The sequence below is a fragment of the Lentzea flaviverrucosa genome, from assembly GCF_003350445.1.
GTDB lineage: Bacteria > Actinomycetota > Actinomycetes > Mycobacteriales > Pseudonocardiaceae > Lentzea > Lentzea californiensis.
On sequence record NZ_QQAU01000001.1, the window covers coordinates 334,318 to 349,894 of the forward strand.

The window sequence follows — 15,577 nt, forward strand, 5'->3', positions numbered from 1 at the left end:
GAGGTCCGTCAGCGGTGGAAGGTGACCGGAAGGCTCCGCAGGCAGAAGATTCCGGGGGCGTCGTAGAACTTCAGCTCGTCGAGCACCGGGGTGATCTCCCGGGTCCGCCGCGCGAGCACCCGCAGCGCGGCGGTCGTCTCGACCCGGGCGAGCCCGGCACCGAGGCAGTAGTGGATCCCCATCCCGAAACCGAGGTGCCTGCCGGTCGTGCGGCCGAGCCGGAACTCGCCGGGGTCGGCGAACTGGCGTTCGTCGCGGTTGCCGGAGACGAGCCACACCCGCACGAGCTGGTCGGCGGGGATGACCGCGTCGCCGATCTCCACGTCCGTCGTGGTGAAGCGGTAGACCTCGGTGAACGGGCTGCGGTGGCGCAGCACCTCCTCGATCACCGGGGCGGGGTCCACGGTGCCCGCCCGCCAGGCCGTCATCACGTCGGGGTTCTCCCCCAGTGACAGCACGGTGTTGCCCAGCAACGCGGTCGTCGTGATGTGGCCCGCGGTCAGCAGCAGCACGGCGAAGTTGCGGATCTCCCTGTCGCTGAGCCGTTCGCCCTCGATCTCGGCCAGCGCGAGCGCGGTCATCAGGTCGTCGGCGGGCTCGCGCCTGCGCAGCTGCGCGTGGTCGAGCATGTACTCGTTCAGCTCGTCCAAAGTGGACTGCATGGACTCCATGTACTCGCCGTTGAACGGGTCGTCGTGCTCGACGGCGTAGAACTCGTCCGCGCACCGCACCAGGAAGTCGCGATCGGACGCGGGCAGTCCCAGCAACTCGCCGATGACGATCACCGGCAGCTCGTAGGCGAGGTCGCCCACGAGGTCGAACCGCCCGCTCCGATCAGCCAGCGCCCGGTCGAGCAGGCCGTCGACGATCCCCTCGATCCGCGGGGCGAGCTGCTCCACCAGCCGCGGTGTGAACACGTGGGACACGAGTCCGCGCAACCTGCCGTGCCGCGGCGGGTCGATCGAGACCATGCTCCCCTCCGCGTTCTCCGCCACCTCCGGCGGCAACGAGCGGGACGGGTCGGAGCAGAACGTGTCCGTGTCACGCAGTGCCCGGACGATGTCGTTGTAGCGGAACAGACTCCACGTGCCGTTCGACTCGTCGAACCAGGCCGGCTGGTCGTCGCGCATCCCTTTGAGCCAGGCGAGAACCGCGGTCCCGCCGTCGGCGAAGGTCAGCCGCGGGATGCCGCTCTGCCCTGGTGCCCGCTGCGCCGAAACGTCCGACAACTCCGTCATGCTCGCCCCTCACCTCGAGCAACACACCCGAAGGTGTATGACTAATCGTCATACTAAGCACGCGGGTCAAAACAAGGCAAGGACGCCGGAGCGGCGATCAGCCTCCGAATCGGACAGGGCCTGCGAGGGTTCCGCTGGGTAGCCGAGCGGCTACTGAACGGCCACCGGACGACCACCGTCCCCCGCCACGGTATGGGCGTCACGGCACATGCCGACAGAAAGAGAAATGATGAAGATCCGCACTGTGGTGCTCTCCGCAGCACTGGCCGTCCTCGGCTCGCTCACGGCGGTCGTTCCCGCCTCGGCCGACGGCATCAGCACCTACTACCTCACCTTCCGCACCGGCAACCTGACGAACGCGGACACCGAGGACGCCGTCCGGGTGACGATGTTCGGCACCGAGGGCAACTCCGGCCCGATGCAGATCGACAGGGACTTCCGGCGCGGCGAGACGTGGACGTCCGGCCCGCACCGCCACCCGTCGTTCGGCACCATCGGCTACATCAGCCTGGGCAAGAGCGGCCGGGAGTCGGACGCGTGGTACTCCGAGTACGTGTCCATCCACGAGGAGGCCACCGGCAGGATCTACCACTGCGCCGTCAACGAGTGGTTCCCGCAGGGAAGCCTGACGCGGTTCTACGCCTGCTCCTGAGCTGAGCACCGGGCGCGGGTGGAAGATCTTCCCGCTCGCGCCCGCGCTCATCCGCTCAGCGCCGCCCAGCCGGCGCTGAGCCTCCAGGCCTTGTCCCGTGTGGCGGGGTCGTAGGAGACGCTGGGCGACCGTTCTTCCTTGTCCCGCACGAAGTAGCGGCCCGTCACGGCCGAGAGGCCGGGGTCCGTGGCCAGGCGCAGCGCGGCCGCCGCACCTGCCTCCGGAGTCAGCAGACGACTGTGGATCAGCGACCGGAACGGCCGGAGCGCGGCGGGCGTGATGTCGTCGACGATGCTCGTGCTCACGATCCCGGGGTGCACGGCGTTCACCGTCACGCCCTCGTCGTGCCACCGGTCGGCGAAGACGTAGCCGCAGATCGTGCTCAGCAGCTTGGCCCTCGCGTAGGCGGTGAACGGGGCGAAGCCCTCGGCGGGGTTGAGCTCGCGCAGGTCGGTGACGCCGGCCAGGTCGAGCGAGACCGGCCGGGGCCTGCCGGGCAACGGCAGGCTGCGGGTGTCGGACATGGTCGCCGAGACGACGTTGACGACACGGCTGGGCGCGGCGGCCCGCAGACGCTCGTGCAGCAGGTAGGTGAGCGTGAACCCGGCCAGGTGGTTCACCGCGAGGTGCGCTTCCACGCCGTCGGCGGTCAGCCGACGGTCGCGGTAATGCGCGCCGGCGTTGTTGACCAGCAGGTGCAGCCGGTCGTGGCGGCGCGAGAACTCGGCGGCGAGGCGGTGCAGGTCTCGGCGGACGCCCAGGTCGCCGGTGAGCACCTCCAGCCGGTCGGTGCCGAGCTCGCGCCGCAGGGCTTCTCCCCGTTCCGCGTCGCGGCTCGTGATGACGACGTGCGCGCCGGCGCGGACCAGTTCCGCGGTGATGACCCTGCCCATTCCGCCGGCACCACCGGTCACCAGCGCGACCTGGCCGCTCAGATCCGCCTGACCACTGTGGACGTTCATGCGGCGATCCCCGGCGCCTGGCGGAGGAACGCCGGTCGCACGGCCTCGCCCACGAGGAACTCGGCCAGGTCGGCGCGCGACACCGACGAGGTCACGGTGATGCGCAGATCGGTGCCCGTGCGGTAGCCGCCGGTCGCCGGGGTGTCCTTCAGCGCGGGCGGCCGGACGATAGTCCAGTCCACATCGGACTGCCGGATGAGCGCCTCCATCACCTCCTTGTCCCGCATCTTGTGCTTGACCGACGCCCAGAGCAGCAACGAGTACAGCGACCGGTCACGGCTCTCCGCCGCGCCGTGCGCGCTGACGGCCACGAGACGGCGCACGGACGTTTCCTCCATCGCGAGCAACGCGGCGCGGATGCCGCCCGAACAGACCGTGGACGGGCCGGGGGCGCTGGCACCGAGCGCGCTGATGATCGCGTGATGTCCGGCAACGACGCTGGCCAGGCCGGTCAGCACCGGAAGCACCGCCACGGTCAGACCGGGCGCGGGCGGGATCGCGTCAGCGCGGCGCACGACGGCCGTGACGGCGTGCCCGGCTCGCAGCGCGACGTCGACGACCGCGCGTCCGGTTCCGCCGCTCGCACCCAGGACCACCAGCCGCGAACTCTTTGAGTCATCTTGTCTCATAAGTTCCACTGTGCCGTCCCGCGTGCTTCTGAGTCAAGTTGTCTCATAAGATGGCGTCATGGCCGACTCCACCGACCCACGCGTCACCCGCAGCCGCGAGGCGATCCTCTCCGCCGCACGGGAGCTCCTCCGCGAGGACGGCCCGGCCGCGGTCACCCACCAGAACGTCGCCAAACGCGCGAAGGTCGGGCGCGCGACGGTGTACCGCCATTGGCCGCAGCCGAGAATGCTGCTCGACGACACGATGGCCGGTGTCCGGATGCCGTTCTTCCGCGACCCCGTTCCGCCCGTCCGCCCGTGGCTGGCGCGGCAGATGCGCACACTCGCCGACGAACTGACCCTGCCCGAGGTGCAGGCGGTGACCGCGGCGCTGCTGCACGGAGCACCGGACGAACCCGACGCGACCGCCCGCCGGGAGCAGCTCATCGCCACGATCAGCGGCCAGCTCGGCACAGCCCTGGAGTCGGCGGCGCGGACCGGCGAGCTCCAGGCCTCGGCCGACCTCCTGGACGCCCCGGCGCTCATCATCGGGCCCCTGGTCTTCCGGAGCATGCTCGAGCGCCGCCCGGTCACCGACGCGATGATCGACCACCTGCTGACCACGCTCGGGACCTGGAGGTAGGTGCGGCCGCCCGGCGGGGCGGACGGCCGCGCGACGGACTCAGCGCGCCGAGTACTCGGCGACCACCGCCTGCAGGCGCAGCGGGCTGGTGCCCGGCAGGTCCGCATAGCCCACGGCGATCAACCGGTTCGTGCCGGGAACGGCGGTGATGGCGTTGTAGTTCGTGCCGAACGAGCCCGGCGGAGCGGGTGCCGGCGTGATGGTCCACCCCGCCGGGCCGTGGGAGCCGAAGAACGCCTGCGGGATGCGGCCGATGACCCACGGGGTGCCGTTCGCACCCACCGCGACGGCCGGGGTGGCCGGGGTGTTCAGCCCGCTGACGGTCTGCCAGGTGGTGCCGTCCCCGCGCACGACCACGTTGGCCGATCCCATGCCGCCGCCGTCGCCCACCGCCCAGATGTCACGGGAGGACGTGCCGTCCAGCGACTGCAGGGTGACCTGCTGCTGGTTCAGTCCTACCTGGACAGCTCGCCAGGCCGTGCCGTTCCAGTGGAACAGCAGCGGACCCGTGAAGCCGTTCCACATGCCGTGCCCGGCCGCCCACACGTCGTCGGACGCGAAGGCCTTCACGGCGTTGATGGTGCAGAAGTTCAGGAATCCGCCGCCCGTCACGCATTCGGCGGGTGGCTGGTGTTCCCGCCAGGAGCTTCCGGTCCACTCGTGGAACACCGGGGCGTTGCCGTGGTGACCGACCAGCCAGGCATGTCCGTCCACAACGGACATGTCCCGGATCGACAGCGTGCCGGGGGTGGCGCCCGGCGGGTACGGCACCTCGGTCCACGTCCTGCCGTTGTAGCGCCATATCAGCGTGACGTTGCCGTCCGGTGACCACGGCGCGCCCTTGACCCAGACGTCCCTGGCGGACGACGCCGCGACCCGCTGGAACGACACCCGGCCCTGCACGACCGGGAGCGACGTCCGGGACCACCTGGTCCCATTCCACCGCAGCATCATCGGATCACCGGTCGTGTACTGCTGGTCCGGGTCGTAGCCCTCGAAGCCGACCGCCCAGGCGTTCCTGGCGTCGACGGCGGCGACGTCCCAGAGGTTGCTCGTCGCCTTGCTCTGCGGGATCGAGGCCAGGCGCCAGGCCGGTTCCGCGGCCGCGGCGGGCACGGCGGTGCCGGCGACCACCGCGACCGAGAAGGCTAAAGCCAGGTATCTGTGAACTCTCATGCATCCCCCAAGCTGTTGGACCTGAACGAGTCTGTGCGCGGTCGATCATTCACGAAGACCGTTCCCGCGCCAGGGGTTCGTGTCGGCTTGACCTAGTTGAGCAGTCATCGTGACCCAGCCGCCGCAGCCAGGTAACCCGAATGGGATTCAGGTATGCCCTTGTGATCTAGCTCACGGACCAGGTAGAACTGAACGCACGGTTACCGGAAATCGCGCCTCACGCAACGCCCTCCCTGCCAACCGAATACTTGTGAGGACCTGTGCGAACCGCAGTCGTCGCCGCCCTGCTCGGACTCGGTGCCTTCGCTGTAGCGGCCGGATTGGTGCTGCAACTGCACTCCTATCCCCTGCTCGCCAAGCTGCAGCACGACATCGACACGGTCTCCGTCTCCGAGGGAGAAGGAGTCACCGCCGTCGTGTACCCGCCCGGCGGAATGCCGGAAGTACGCCACAACCTCCGCCTCACGGCGACAACACACGTCGAGGGCGATCTGGCCGCACCCGAGATCAAGGAGAACGGCGACGTCACCGTGTGGAAGCGGGCGACGATCGTCAAGGAGGACTCGGACAAGCTCGTGCTCAGCGCCGAGGTGCGCAAGATCTGCCTCGACCGCCGCACCGGCGAGGCGGTCGCGCCCTGCCGCGGCGAGTTCTACGAGACCGAACGGGGCAAGCGGGTCACCGCCGAAGGACGGCAGCTGCTGCAACCAGGCCTCAACTTCGTGTTCCCGTTCGACACCGAGCAGCGCGACCACCGTTGGTACGACACGGTTCTCAAGCGCCCGGTCGACATCCACTTCGCCGGAGAGCAGCTGTTGCAGGGACTCGACGTGTACCGGTTCACGCACACGATCCCGCAGACGGAGCTCGGCCGGTTCGCGGTACCCGGTTCGCTGGTCGGCAGCCCGGAGCCGTCCGTGGACGTCACCCAGTACTACGGCGTCACCCGCACGTTGCTGGTCGAGCCCACGACCGGCGCGGTGCTCTCGGTCCGGGAGGACATCCGGCAGGAACTGCGCACCGGCACGCAGGCCGAGGGCGAGGGAACCCCTGTGTTCGCGGGAGAACTGCGGCTGACGAACGCCTCGGTCTCCGCGAACGTGGACCAGGTCAAGCAGAACCTGCCGAAGCTGTTCGTCATCACCGCCCTCCCCACCGTCCTGTGGGTCGCCGGTGCCGTGCTGGTCGCGATCGGGCTGGTGCTGCTGCTCGTGTGGCGACGCGGTGTCGTCGCCGGGTCGCTGGCCCTGGTGATCGGTGCGTGCCTGGCCGGCGCGATCACCTACGGCGTCACCGGCGCCAGCGACCCGGACGACTCGCTCGACCTCAAGAACGTGGTGTCGTCCTCGAACGTCGACTACGGACTCCGATGAGCGTCGCATCCCTCCTCGACGATCTCGGCGACCCGGAGCAGTTCGCCCTCTGCCTCGGGCACCGCGATCAGGGTCACCGGCAACGGGTTCCCGCCGGCGTCCGAGCCCGCGCGCACGGACACGGCCGGGTAGCCGCTGACCTTCCACAGCGGCGAGAACGGAGAGGTGGCGCCGTTGCGCACCAGCACCCCGCCGGGCAGCGACATGGCCTCGGCCGGCCCGGTGTGCCCCGGTGTCACCAGCACGTCGACACCGGTGAACATGTGGTTCACCATCACCCGTTCCGCCGCGCGCATCGACCGGCAGATCCCCCGCAGCGGCGAGGGCACGAAACGGTCGAGCAGGTCCAGCTCACGAGGACCGGCGGCCAGGTGCGGCGCCAGCAGGAGCCTGGACTCGCTGGCGAGGTGCGGGTCGTGGTCGACCACTTCGCCGACGTGCAACGACAACAGCGAGGCGACGTCCTCGACGGCCCGGCGCATGGACGGGCGGGTGCGGCTGGTCATCGCGATGCCGCGCAGGGACACACCGATCCTCAGTGGACGGTTCGCGGGCTCGGCGGCCCAGCCGATCGCGCGCACGACGTGCGCCACGTCGGCCACGGTCCTCGCCACCACGCCGCGTCCGCCGGAGGTCTCGAAGCCGACGACGCCGGCGCCTCCCGCGGGCACCCCGCCGGCACCGGGCGCGCGACGTGCCAGCACCGCGGACACCACACCGGTGGCGACGGCGACAGCCGTGCCCGACACCTTGGGGTCGAGCGACGTGGCGGGCATGCCCGGGGTCGGGTTGCGATGGCGCTCGGCTGCCGACGTTCTCCCGATCACGACGGCTCCCGCCGCCACCAGTGCGTCGAAAGCCGAACGTGGCAAGGAGTCCTCGACGGCCAGCGGCAGTCCGAGCAGGCCGCCGCCCTCGCCGCCCGCCAACCGCCGATCGGCCTCCTCCGCACTGCGCCGGGCGGTGGCCAAATCGACATCTGTGAAAACGTGCCGCGACGAACTGAGCCGATGTTCGGCCGTCGCAAGGAGTTCTGCTGCGGTCGCCGCACCGCGGGCGAGCAGCCGGGCCTGCTCAGCTGCTCCCGGATAGCACACAGGGGTTTCTTCCACGTGTCTCTTCCTCCGGCATCGTCGCCGTTGAGTAAGGAGCTGGTTCCTTCAGCCGCTACCCGCTTGCCAGCAGGGGTTCCGCCGAACGGCTCTGGAGTTCGGCGGCCGAGTAGCTTCTTTCTCCACGCGGACCGATCAAGATGACCTGAGTCACCCCGGTCGAGGGGTTGCGCAGAGGTTACTGTCCGGTAGGTTCCACGCCACTGTGACGTCCCTCTCATACCCGGAACACACCCAGAAGGAGGACGAGTGCGACGTGTTGCGAGCCTCGTGCTGGTAGGACTGGGCATCTTCTCGCTGGCGCTCGGAGCAGTCCTGCGCTTCTACGTGTACCCCGAGCTCGCAGTCGTGCCGCTCGACCAGAAGACGGAATCCGTCGCGGAAGGCGCGGCGAAGGTCTTCTACCCCAAGGAACTCGTCGTCAAGGACGCGCGACTGACGGCCACCCGGAAGGTCGAGAGCAACCTGACCAGGCCGGAGGCCAAGGTCGACGGTGACGTGATGGTGTGGGACCAGGGTCTGGTCGTCACCGACTCCGAGAACCAGCTCGTCTCCGCGGTGAAGCACCGGGTGTGCCTCGACCGCCGGACGAACATGGCACTCCAGTGCACCCAGCAGTACGTGACCGACGCCGAGGGCGACCCCACCGCGGCCGACAAGGCGGTGCGCCAGGAGGGCCTCAACTACAAGTTCCCGTTCGACACCCAGCCCCAGGACTACGAGTACTTCGACACCACCCTGCGCAAGGCGACGACCGCACGGTACGAAGGCACGGACGAGGTCGGCGGGCTCGAGGTCTACAAGTTCGTCCAGAAGATCCCGTCGACCAAGTTCCGCGACCAGGACGTGCCAGGCAACCTGGTGAACAGCACCGAGGCGTCGGTCAAGGCGGAGCGCCGCTACGAGAACACCCGCACCATGTGGGTCGAGCCGGTCAGCGGCATCATCGTCAAGGGTTCGGAACAGCAGCGGCAAGCGTTGTTCGGGCCCGACGGAAAAGAAGGAACGGTGCTGCTCGACGCCACCCTGACCTTCAACGAGGAAACCGTCAAAGAATCGATTGAACGTGCCTCCGAGGCACGTGACAAATTGACTCTGATCAGCAGCACCGGACCTGTCGTCCTGCTTTCCGTCGGCCTGGTGATGCTGCTCGCCGGAATTCTTCTCGGCGTGCTCGGACGACGGGCCAGGCACGTCGCCTAGGCACGCCGCCTGAGCACGATCACGAAGTTCCACGAGGCGATCTCCCGGACCCCCGGGACGCGGGTGATCCACTTCGCCCACCACGGGTGGTACCGGGGGAACGTCTCGACCACGTCGGCGACGGTCTGGCGGTGAGCCCACCGCTGGACCGCCCCGACGCTCACCGGGAACAGCGACGTGCCGAACGAGTTCTTCGGCGGCTTGCCGTTGCGGCGCTCGTAACGGCGGCGCGCGTAGTGCCCGCCGAGGAAGTGCCACGGCGCGGTCTCATGGCCGCCCCACGGCGAGTACCACGGCGTGTAGGACATGAAGACAGTGCCTCCGGGCCTGGTCACGCGCACCATCTCGGCCAGCATCAGCCATGGGTCGTCGACGTGCTCCAGCACGTTGGACGAGTAGCAGACGTCCACCGAGGCGTCGCGGAACGGCAGCGCCGTGCCGCTCGCGCGGATCATGCCGGGGTCGGGCTCACCGCGGGCGGACAGCTCGCCGACGTCCGGGTCCAGCCCCACGTACCGGGCGCCGGCGCCGCGGAACGCCTCGGCGAAATAGCCGGGACCACCGCCCACGTCGAGCACGACGGCACCGCTCAGGGACACGTACGACGACACCTGGGCGACCGAGTCGTCCGCCAGGATCCGGTAGAAGTGGTCCGGGTCGGTCTGCTCTTTCAAGAATGCGCGAAAAAGCCGAACAGAACGGCGGAAAGTTGGCTTTCGCAACTTTTCCGGGGCCGAAACTGAACCGATCTCGACCATTGCCATCTCCCGTATTCCGTCTACCATGGCTACCTGGCAGTAACCTAGCATCGGGAGAGGCAGATGTCGCGTGGTCCTGATTACCGGCCGAGCATTCTGCTGGTGAATTGGCGCGACACCAGACACCCCGAGGGCGGCGGTTCCGAACGGTACGTCGAGCGCATCGCCGAGGGCCTCGTCCGGCTCGGCCACCGGGTCTCGATCCAGTGCGCGGGCCACGACCGCGCGCCGTCCGGCGACTGGGTGGCGGGCGTCCGCTTCCGCAGGCGCGGCAACAAGTTCACGGTCTACCTGTACGCACTCCTGGCGATCCTGCGCTCCGACGCGGACGTCATCGTGGACGTGCAGAACGGCATGCCCTTCTTCAGCCGCCTGGTCGCGCGCTGCCCGGTCCTGGTGCTGGTGCACCACGTGCACCGCGAGCAGTGGCACAGCGCGCTGGGCCCGGTCTTCGGCCGGATCGGCTGGTGGATCGAGTCGTGGCTCGCCCCGAGGCTGTACCGCAAGTGCCGCTACATCACGGTGTCCAACGTGACGCGGGACGAACTGGGCCAGCTCGGCGTCGAGCTGCGCCGCACGGTGGTCGTGCCGAACGGGCTGGACGCGCCTCCCGCCGTCACCGCGCGGCGCACCGAGGCCCCCGTCCTGGTCGCGGTGTCCCGCCTGGTCCCGCACAAGCGACTGGAGCACGCGATCGACCTGGTCGCGCAGCTCCGTCCACAGTGGCCGGACCTGCGACTGGAACTGGTCGGCGAGGGCCCGTGGAAGGACGTGCTGCGGCAGCACGCGATCGACCGCGGCGTCCAGGACAGCGTCGTCATCCACGGCTGGGTCGACGAGCAGGCCAAGCACGAGATCCTCGCCGGGGCGTGGGTGCACGTGTGCCCGTCGGTCAAGGAGGGCTGGGGCATCGTGATCATGGAGGCCGCGAGCCACGGCGTGCCCACGGTGGCCTACCGCTCGGCGGGCGGCGTGGCCGAGGCGATCGTGGAGCACCGCACGGGTCTGCTCGCCGAGGACTTCGACGACTTCGTCCGGCACACGGAGACGCTGCTGCGGGACCAGCCGCTGCGCAAGGCGATGGGGGCGGCGGGCAGGGAACGTGCCCAGCAGTTCAGCTGGGAGGAGAGCCTCGGCGCGTTCGAGAGCGCCGTGCACAGCGCCCTGCGGCTACCGCCGCGCCTCGTGGCCGGTGAGCACCGCGTCGCACAGCAGGTCGAGTAGCGCCGCGTCGAAGTCCTTGCGCCGTAAGCGCACCGTCGGCGTGGTGACCTCCCCTGTCGTCGCCACGCCGAACGCGACGCCCGACCGGCGCCGAGCAGACGCGTGCTGACTCAGGCTGACGATGACGCCGGTGTGCCCGTCGGGAACCGGCTGGAAGAAGGAAAACCGCTCGCCTGGCGAATAGGTCTCGATGGTCAGCATGGGCAGGTCGGGCTGGCCGTGGAAGGAGCAGCTCTGCCCTTTCCCGCAGGGAGGTGTCGGCGGCCGGACATATCCCACGGCGACGGCGGCATCGATCTGCGTCCGGGCCACCTCGTCCTCGACGCCAGGGCGGAGCGTGAGGATCACCAGGCTGACCGGCGAGCTCCCGATCCCGGCCCCGCCGGTGCGTTTCTCCCCGAGCACCACTCCGGACCTCGCGCCGACGTTGTCCGCTACCTCCGAGAGACGCATTCTCCGGGCCCTGACCTCGCGCCGTTCGCGGAACCACATCATTTACCGCCGCGCCTCGTGGCCGGTGAGCACCGCGTCGCACAGCAGGTCGAGCAGGCCCGCGGCGGCGTCCGCGTCGAAGTTCCTGCGCCGCACGCGCACCGTGGCCGTGGTGACCTCCCCTGTCGTCACCACGCCGAACGCGACGCCCGACCGGCCGCTCGCCGCGGGGAAGAAGCGCAGGGCGCTGACGTTCCCCTTGACGACGCCGAGGTTCGACACCAGGAAGGTGCTGCCGAGCCGGGACGCGAGCAGCCGCATCCCCCACTGCGCCACCGGGTTGTGCGCGCTGGGGAAGCCCGCTTCCGGTGCCGCCGCCGTCAGCAGCGCACGCACGTCGTCCTCGGTCGCCCCGGCCGGCAGGCGCAGTCTGAGCAGCGCGCTGTCGGCCTCGGGACGCGGATCCGCTCCACCGCGCCAGGAAGCACCTATCGCGGCGACGACGCGGCCGTGCGCGGCACCGCGAGCGGCGTTCCACTGCCGCGTCGCGTCCAGCGCGGCGGAGGTGAGCCTGGCGCTGCCGAGCTTCAGGGCGGGCAGCGCGCGGGACACCAGGTGGTCGCCGCATTCGTTGCCCCGCAACGTTGGCTGGATGCGCACGGGGGGCGCCCACACGGCTTCGCGCACGCGGTCGAGGGCGTTCAGGAAGTAGGGCCGGTCGGGGCTGCGCAGCGCCACACCGGTCGCCGAGCTGCACACGGACTCACCGAGTGCGATGCCCAGCAATGCCAGCAAACCGAGCCCGTCGACCGCACCGTGGTGGGCGGCGACCATCAGCGAGTCGCCCGCGAGCGCGACCCGGACCAGCGGATCACCCGTGCGGTAGTGACCGTCGGCGAACTCGGTCCGCGCACCGTCCCAGTCGGACGGACGCAGCACGACCGCGGCCGGACCGAGGTGCGGGAACTCCGCGCAGGCGCGGGACATCCGCGCGGCCACCACCGAGGGGTCCGGCGCCTCGCGCAGGCTCGCCTCGAGCAGGATGCTCCAGGAGGCCGCCGGGTCCCCGGAGAAGGCCACCGTCACCCGGTCAGCGGGAGCCGTAGTCGAGGACCTCGGGCTCCACGGCCTTCTGGCCCTGCTCGATCCGCTGCTCGACGACCTTGTCGGGGTTGTTCTGCTCGACGACGATCACGCCGACCCCTCCAGCGAGCGCGGCCCCGGCGACGATCGCGACCAGCACCGAAACCAGTTCCACGTCTTACTCCTCAAGTCGGGGTGCCGCGAATCTACCGACCGGTAACCGTCTCCACAACAGGCTCGTACCGATCAGTGACCCAGCCGCGACCCAGGCGAGCACAACGGGCGCAACGGGTGGGCCGTTCGGTTCAGCGGGCACTGCTCCCGGCACCCGGTAGAGCGCCAGTTCGGGCCCGTCGTGGACCTTCTCGAGCCGCGCCAGCAGGTTCTCATCCACCCGGCCCGGCGTCCCGTGCTCGACCAGCACCCAGCCGATGCCGCTCAGGTCGCCGCCGCGCAGCCGTGCCGCCCGCGGGTCCTCCCCCGCCACGACCTTGCCGCCGACCGGCAGCGAGTCGTCCACGACGGTGGTGCCGGGCAGGTAGCGCGGCGCGGGGTCGAGCTGGGTGCGCCGGTCGTTCCAGTCGAACCGGCGGAACGCCGACAGCGGGTACACCGCCACGTCACCGGGCCGGCCCACGAGCTCCTCCCGCACCAGGGCCCAGTCCGCCGGGTAGTCGACCGGCTCGAGGCGTCCGAACCCGCCCCACGCGAGGTCCGGCAGCAACCCGAGCAGCAGCACGGCCACGAGCAGCCGCGCGCGCAGCCGTTCCACGGCGACCGCGAGCCCGACCGCGAACGGCAGCGCGAGCCACGCCACCCACTTCTGGCTGTCGCGCAACAACCCGGCACCGGGCACGTGCTCGACCAACGTCTCCAGCAGCGCCACGCCACCCGGCAGCACGGCGAGCAGGGCCAGCACCGCACCGAGCACGCCCAGTCCCGCCAGCGGCCACACGGGCAGGCGTTTCGACAGCTCCCGCAGACCGAAGAGCGCCGCCCCCAGGAGCAGCACGGTGAGCACGGGAAGCACCGGGTTGGCCCGGCTCACCGGAACGACCTCGGCGTTCCAGATCCCGCCCAGCCCCAGCACGCTGAGCACCGGCCCGCCCCAGTTCTCCCCGCGCGCGCTGAACGCCTCGACGCCGGCCGGGTCGGACAGTCCGTCGTGCAGCAGCGAGGGCACCCACCACGGTGCGTTCAGGACGACACCGATCGCCAGGACCTGCCACGCCTTGCGGCCTCCGGCGGTGGCCAGCGCCGTGCCGAGCGCGAGAACGCCGCCCGGCGCCGAGAGCACGGCGGGCAGGCTCGCGAGCACGAGCCGGGTCCACGCGTGCGGTTCGCCGTCACGCATCTTGAGCCCGGCCATCGCGACCCACGGCAGCGCCGCGTAGCCCAGCAGCAGCGTCCAGTGGCCGATGAAGAGCCGTTCGGCGACGTAGGCGTTCCACGAGTACGCCACCGCGGCGACGATCCGCACGCCGGTCTTGTCCGTCGGCACCAGCAGCCCGGCGCCCAGGGCACCGGCGAAGACGATCGCGAGCAGCGCGAGCTTCTGCACCAGCTGACCGGGGACCACCTGGGTCGCCAGCGCCACCACGGCGTCGACGGGAACCGCCCGCGGCAACGCGTCCCCGAGCCCGAACGCGCCGGCGTTGAGCGGCTGCTCCGGCGTGAAGACCATGTCGTAGACGAGGACGTAGCCCGGCCACAGCACAGGCGCGAGCGCTGCCAGCGCCAGCATCCCGCACGTGGCGTAGAGCTTCAGTCCGTTCGGCCGCACTTGCTCCCTCTCCGGTCGAGCCGGGGCTACAGTCGCCGAAACTACCGGCCAGTAGTACTCGCGGGTAGGGCCTTCGACACAGGCCCTGCCGCGGCAGACCGGAAGGATCCCGCGTGTCCGCTCCGGCGACGACCACCACCCGCCTGGATGCCCTGCTGATCACGGGCGCGCTGCTGGGCGCGAACGCCGCGAGCTACGTGCTGACCATCGCGGCCGCACGGGCTCTCGCACCCGCGATCTTCGGCGAGCTCAGCGCGCTGCTCGCGCTCGTGGTCATCGGTGTGGTGCCGGCGATGAGCCTGCAGACCGTCGCCGCCCTGCGGGTGACGAGCCTCGGCCCGCGGCCCCTGTTCGGGCTGGGCCTGAGCGTGAGCGCGGGCATGACCGTGCTGACCCTGGCCCTCGTGCCGCTGCTCGCCGGTCTGCTGCACCTCGACGGCCCGTGGCCGGTCGTGTGGCTCGCGCTGTCCCTGGCCCCGCTGACGGTTCTCGGTGTCCTGCACGGTCTTCTGCAGGGAACGCACCGGTTCGGCGCGCTGGCGTTGCTGGTGTCGCTGGAAGGGCTCGGCAAGGTCGGTGGCGGGGTGATCGGGCTGTGGCTGTCGCCCTCGTCGACCTCGGTGCTGGCGGGGACGGCCATCGGCTCGTTCCTGGTCGTGCTGACCGGGTGGCGGCTCTGCGGCAGTCCTCGTCCGGCACGGCCCGCCGGTGGTGCCGAGGTGGTGCACGCGTCCCAGGCCATGCTGGCGCTGGTGCTGCTCGTGAACCTCGACCTCGTGCTCGCCCGGCACCAGCTCGCCGCCCAGGCGGGCGGCTACGCCGTGGGAGCGGTCGTCACGAAGATCGCGTACTGGCTGCCGCAGGCGGTCGGCGTGCTCGTGCTGCCCCGCATGGCCGACGCGGACGACCGCCGCCGCATGCTCCCGAAGGCCCTGGCGGTGTGCGCGGGCCTCGACGCGTTCGTGATCGTGGGCTGCGCGCTGTTCGGGCCGCTGGGCGTGTCGCTGATCGGTGGCTCGAGCTACCACGGTGACGCGATTCCGTTGTGGCAGTTCGCTCTCATGGGTTCCTGCCTGGCGCTGGTGCAGCTGCTGCTGTTCTCCCGGATCGCGAGCGGCGACCGGCGGTCCACGGTCGCGGTGTGGATCGCGGTCGCCGCCGAGGTCGCGCTGATCACCCTGTGGCTCAACGACTCCGTCGGTCAGGTCGTGACCGGCGCGCTGCTCGCGACGGCGGGACTGGTGATCGCGGGCACCGTCATCGAGGCTCGCGGCACCAAGCAGGCCTGATCACGGCACGACGGGGCCGGGCGCTGTGGGATCAGGGGCTG

At 70.4% G+C, this 15,577-nt stretch carries 16 protein-coding genes; 6 read left to right on the plus strand and 10 right to left on the minus strand.

The genetic code is table 11. The features are described 5' to 3' along the window. Positions 1-8: 8 nt before the first annotated feature. Positions 9-1,238 (minus strand): cytochrome P450, encoded by a 1,230-nt coding sequence (locus tag DFR72_RS01690; protein WP_090064358.1) that lies wholly within the window; start codon positions 1,236-1,238, stop codon positions 9-11. A 229-nt stretch (positions 1,239-1,467) separates the two neighbouring features. Here DFR72_RS01690 and DFR72_RS01695 point away from each other — a divergent pair, with 229 nt between their 5' ends. Then, positions 1,468-1,890 carry a PLAT/LH2 domain-containing protein gene (locus tag DFR72_RS01695; RefSeq protein WP_170176089.1) on the plus strand — a complete coding sequence of 141 codons (423 nt, stop codon included), beginning with the start codon at positions 1,468-1,470 and terminating at the stop codon, positions 1,888-1,890. Positions 1,891-1,937: 47 nt separating this feature from the next. Here the strand turns inward: DFR72_RS01695 and DFR72_RS01700 are convergent, their stop codons facing one another. Next, positions 1,938-2,852, minus strand: coding sequence for an SDR family NAD(P)-dependent oxidoreductase (locus DFR72_RS01700; RefSeq protein WP_090064356.1), 915 nt, complete (start codon positions 2,850-2,852; stop codon positions 1,938-1,940). Then, complete coding sequence (locus DFR72_RS01705) at positions 2,849-3,481, minus strand: NAD(P)-dependent oxidoreductase (protein WP_090064355.1); 633 nt, start codon at positions 3,479-3,481, stop codon at positions 2,849-2,851. Before DFR72_RS01705 ends, DFR72_RS01700 begins: the two co-directional genes overlap by 4 nt. A 58-nt stretch (positions 3,482-3,539) precedes the next feature. Between DFR72_RS01705 and DFR72_RS01710 the strand changes: the two genes are divergently transcribed. Next, positions 3,540-4,103, plus strand: a complete 564-nt coding sequence (locus tag DFR72_RS01710; protein ID WP_090064354.1) for a TetR/AcrR family transcriptional regulator — start codon at positions 3,540-3,542, stop codon at positions 4,101-4,103. 39 nt (positions 4,104-4,142) lie between these two features. Here the strand turns inward: DFR72_RS01710 and DFR72_RS01715 are convergent, their stop codons facing one another. Continuing rightward, positions 4,143-5,279, minus strand: a complete 1,137-nt coding sequence (locus tag DFR72_RS01715; protein ID WP_143086667.1) for a beta propeller repeat protein — start codon at positions 5,277-5,279, stop codon at positions 4,143-4,145. A 260-nt stretch (positions 5,280-5,539) separates the two neighbouring features. Between DFR72_RS01715 and pgfA (DFR72_RS01720) the strand changes: the two genes are divergently transcribed. Further along, complete coding sequence (gene pgfA / locus DFR72_RS01720) at positions 5,540-6,652, plus strand: cell envelope lipid trafficking protein PgfA (RefSeq protein WP_090064352.1); 1,113 nt, start codon at positions 5,540-5,542, stop codon at positions 6,650-6,652. On the opposite strand, the gene DFR72_RS01725 is transcribed toward pgfA (DFR72_RS01720), so the two are convergent. Next, positions 6,637-7,764 (minus strand): amidase, encoded by a 1,128-nt coding sequence (locus DFR72_RS01725; RefSeq protein WP_143086666.1) that lies wholly within the window; start codon positions 7,762-7,764, stop codon positions 6,637-6,639. The genes pgfA (DFR72_RS01720) and DFR72_RS01725 overlap by 16 nt on opposite strands. 249 nt (positions 7,765-8,013) lie before the next feature. On the opposite strand from DFR72_RS01725, the gene pgfA (DFR72_RS01730) reads away from it, so the two are divergent. Next, complete coding sequence (pgfA, locus tag DFR72_RS01730) at positions 8,014-8,967, plus strand: cell envelope lipid trafficking protein PgfA (protein WP_170176090.1); 954 nt, start codon at positions 8,014-8,016, stop codon at positions 8,965-8,967. Here the strand turns inward: pgfA (DFR72_RS01730) and DFR72_RS01735 are convergent. Beyond that, positions 8,964-9,641 (minus strand): class I SAM-dependent methyltransferase, encoded by a 678-nt coding sequence (locus DFR72_RS01735; protein ID WP_245982412.1) that lies wholly within the window; start codon positions 9,639-9,641, stop codon positions 8,964-8,966. The genes pgfA (DFR72_RS01730) and DFR72_RS01735 overlap by 4 nt on opposite strands. A gap of 186 nt (positions 9,642-9,827) precedes the next feature. On the opposite strand from DFR72_RS01735, the gene DFR72_RS01740 reads away from it, so the two are divergent. Continuing rightward, positions 9,828-10,949: a glycosyltransferase family 4 protein gene (locus DFR72_RS01740; protein WP_245982413.1), complete on the plus strand. Its 1,122-nt coding sequence runs from the start codon at positions 9,828-9,830 to the stop codon at positions 10,947-10,949. Here DFR72_RS01740 and DFR72_RS01745 read toward each other — a convergent pair. The 4 genes from DFR72_RS01745 to DFR72_RS01755 form a co-directional block, all read right to left on the minus strand. Further along, positions 10,896-11,357 carry a hypothetical protein gene (locus DFR72_RS01745; RefSeq protein WP_143086665.1) on the minus strand — a complete coding sequence of 154 codons (462 nt, stop codon included), beginning with the start codon at positions 11,355-11,357 and terminating at the stop codon, positions 10,896-10,898. The genes DFR72_RS01740 and DFR72_RS01745 overlap by 54 nt on opposite strands. 87 nt (positions 11,358-11,444) lie before the next feature. After that, positions 11,445-12,467 (minus strand): hypothetical protein, encoded by a 1,023-nt coding sequence (locus DFR72_RS01750; RefSeq protein ID WP_090064347.1) that lies wholly within the window; start codon positions 12,465-12,467, stop codon positions 11,445-11,447. 4 nt (positions 12,468-12,471) lie between these two features. Continuing rightward, positions 12,472-12,639, minus strand: a complete 168-nt coding sequence (locus DFR72_RS45280; RefSeq protein ID WP_170176092.1) for a hypothetical protein — start codon at positions 12,637-12,639, stop codon at positions 12,472-12,474. A gap of 3 nt (positions 12,640-12,642) precedes the next feature. Then, a complete protein-coding gene (locus DFR72_RS01755; protein WP_245982415.1) occupies positions 12,643-14,247 on the minus strand; it encodes an MmpA family trehalose lipid delivery protein in 1,605 nt (534 codons plus the stop codon). Positions 14,248-14,360: 113 nt separating this feature from the next. Here DFR72_RS01755 and DFR72_RS01760 point away from each other — a divergent pair, with 113 nt between their 5' ends. Next, entirely contained in the window at positions 14,361-15,536 is a 1,176-nt protein-coding gene (locus DFR72_RS01760; protein WP_177224515.1) for a lipopolysaccharide biosynthesis protein, read from the plus strand. The last annotated feature ends 41 nt before the right edge of the window (positions 15,537-15,577 follow it).

Bases quoted from the DNA above. Each gene is read 5' to 3' on its own strand.
- DFR72_RS01715 (WP_143086667.1), bottom strand. From the start codon at position 5,279: ATGAGAGTTCACAGATACCTGGCTTTAGCCTTCTCGGTCGCGGTGGTC.
- DFR72_RS01695 (WP_170176089.1), top strand. From the start codon at position 1,468: ATGAAGATCCGCACTGTGGTGCTCTCCGCAGCACTGGCCGTCCTCGGC.
- DFR72_RS01690 (WP_090064358.1), bottom strand. From the start codon at position 1,238: ATGACGGAGTTGTCGGACGTTTCGGCGCAGCGGGCACCAGGGCAGAGC.
- DFR72_RS01705 (WP_090064355.1), bottom strand. From the start codon at position 3,481: ATGAGACAAGATGACTCAAAGAGTTCGCGGCTGGTGGTCCTGGGTGCG.
- DFR72_RS01700 (WP_090064356.1), bottom strand. From the start codon at position 2,852: ATGAACGTCCACAGTGGTCAGGCGGATCTGAGCGGCCAGGTCGCGCTG.
- DFR72_RS01710 (WP_090064354.1), top strand. From the start codon at position 3,540: ATGGCCGACTCCACCGACCCACGCGTCACCCGCAGCCGCGAGGCGATC.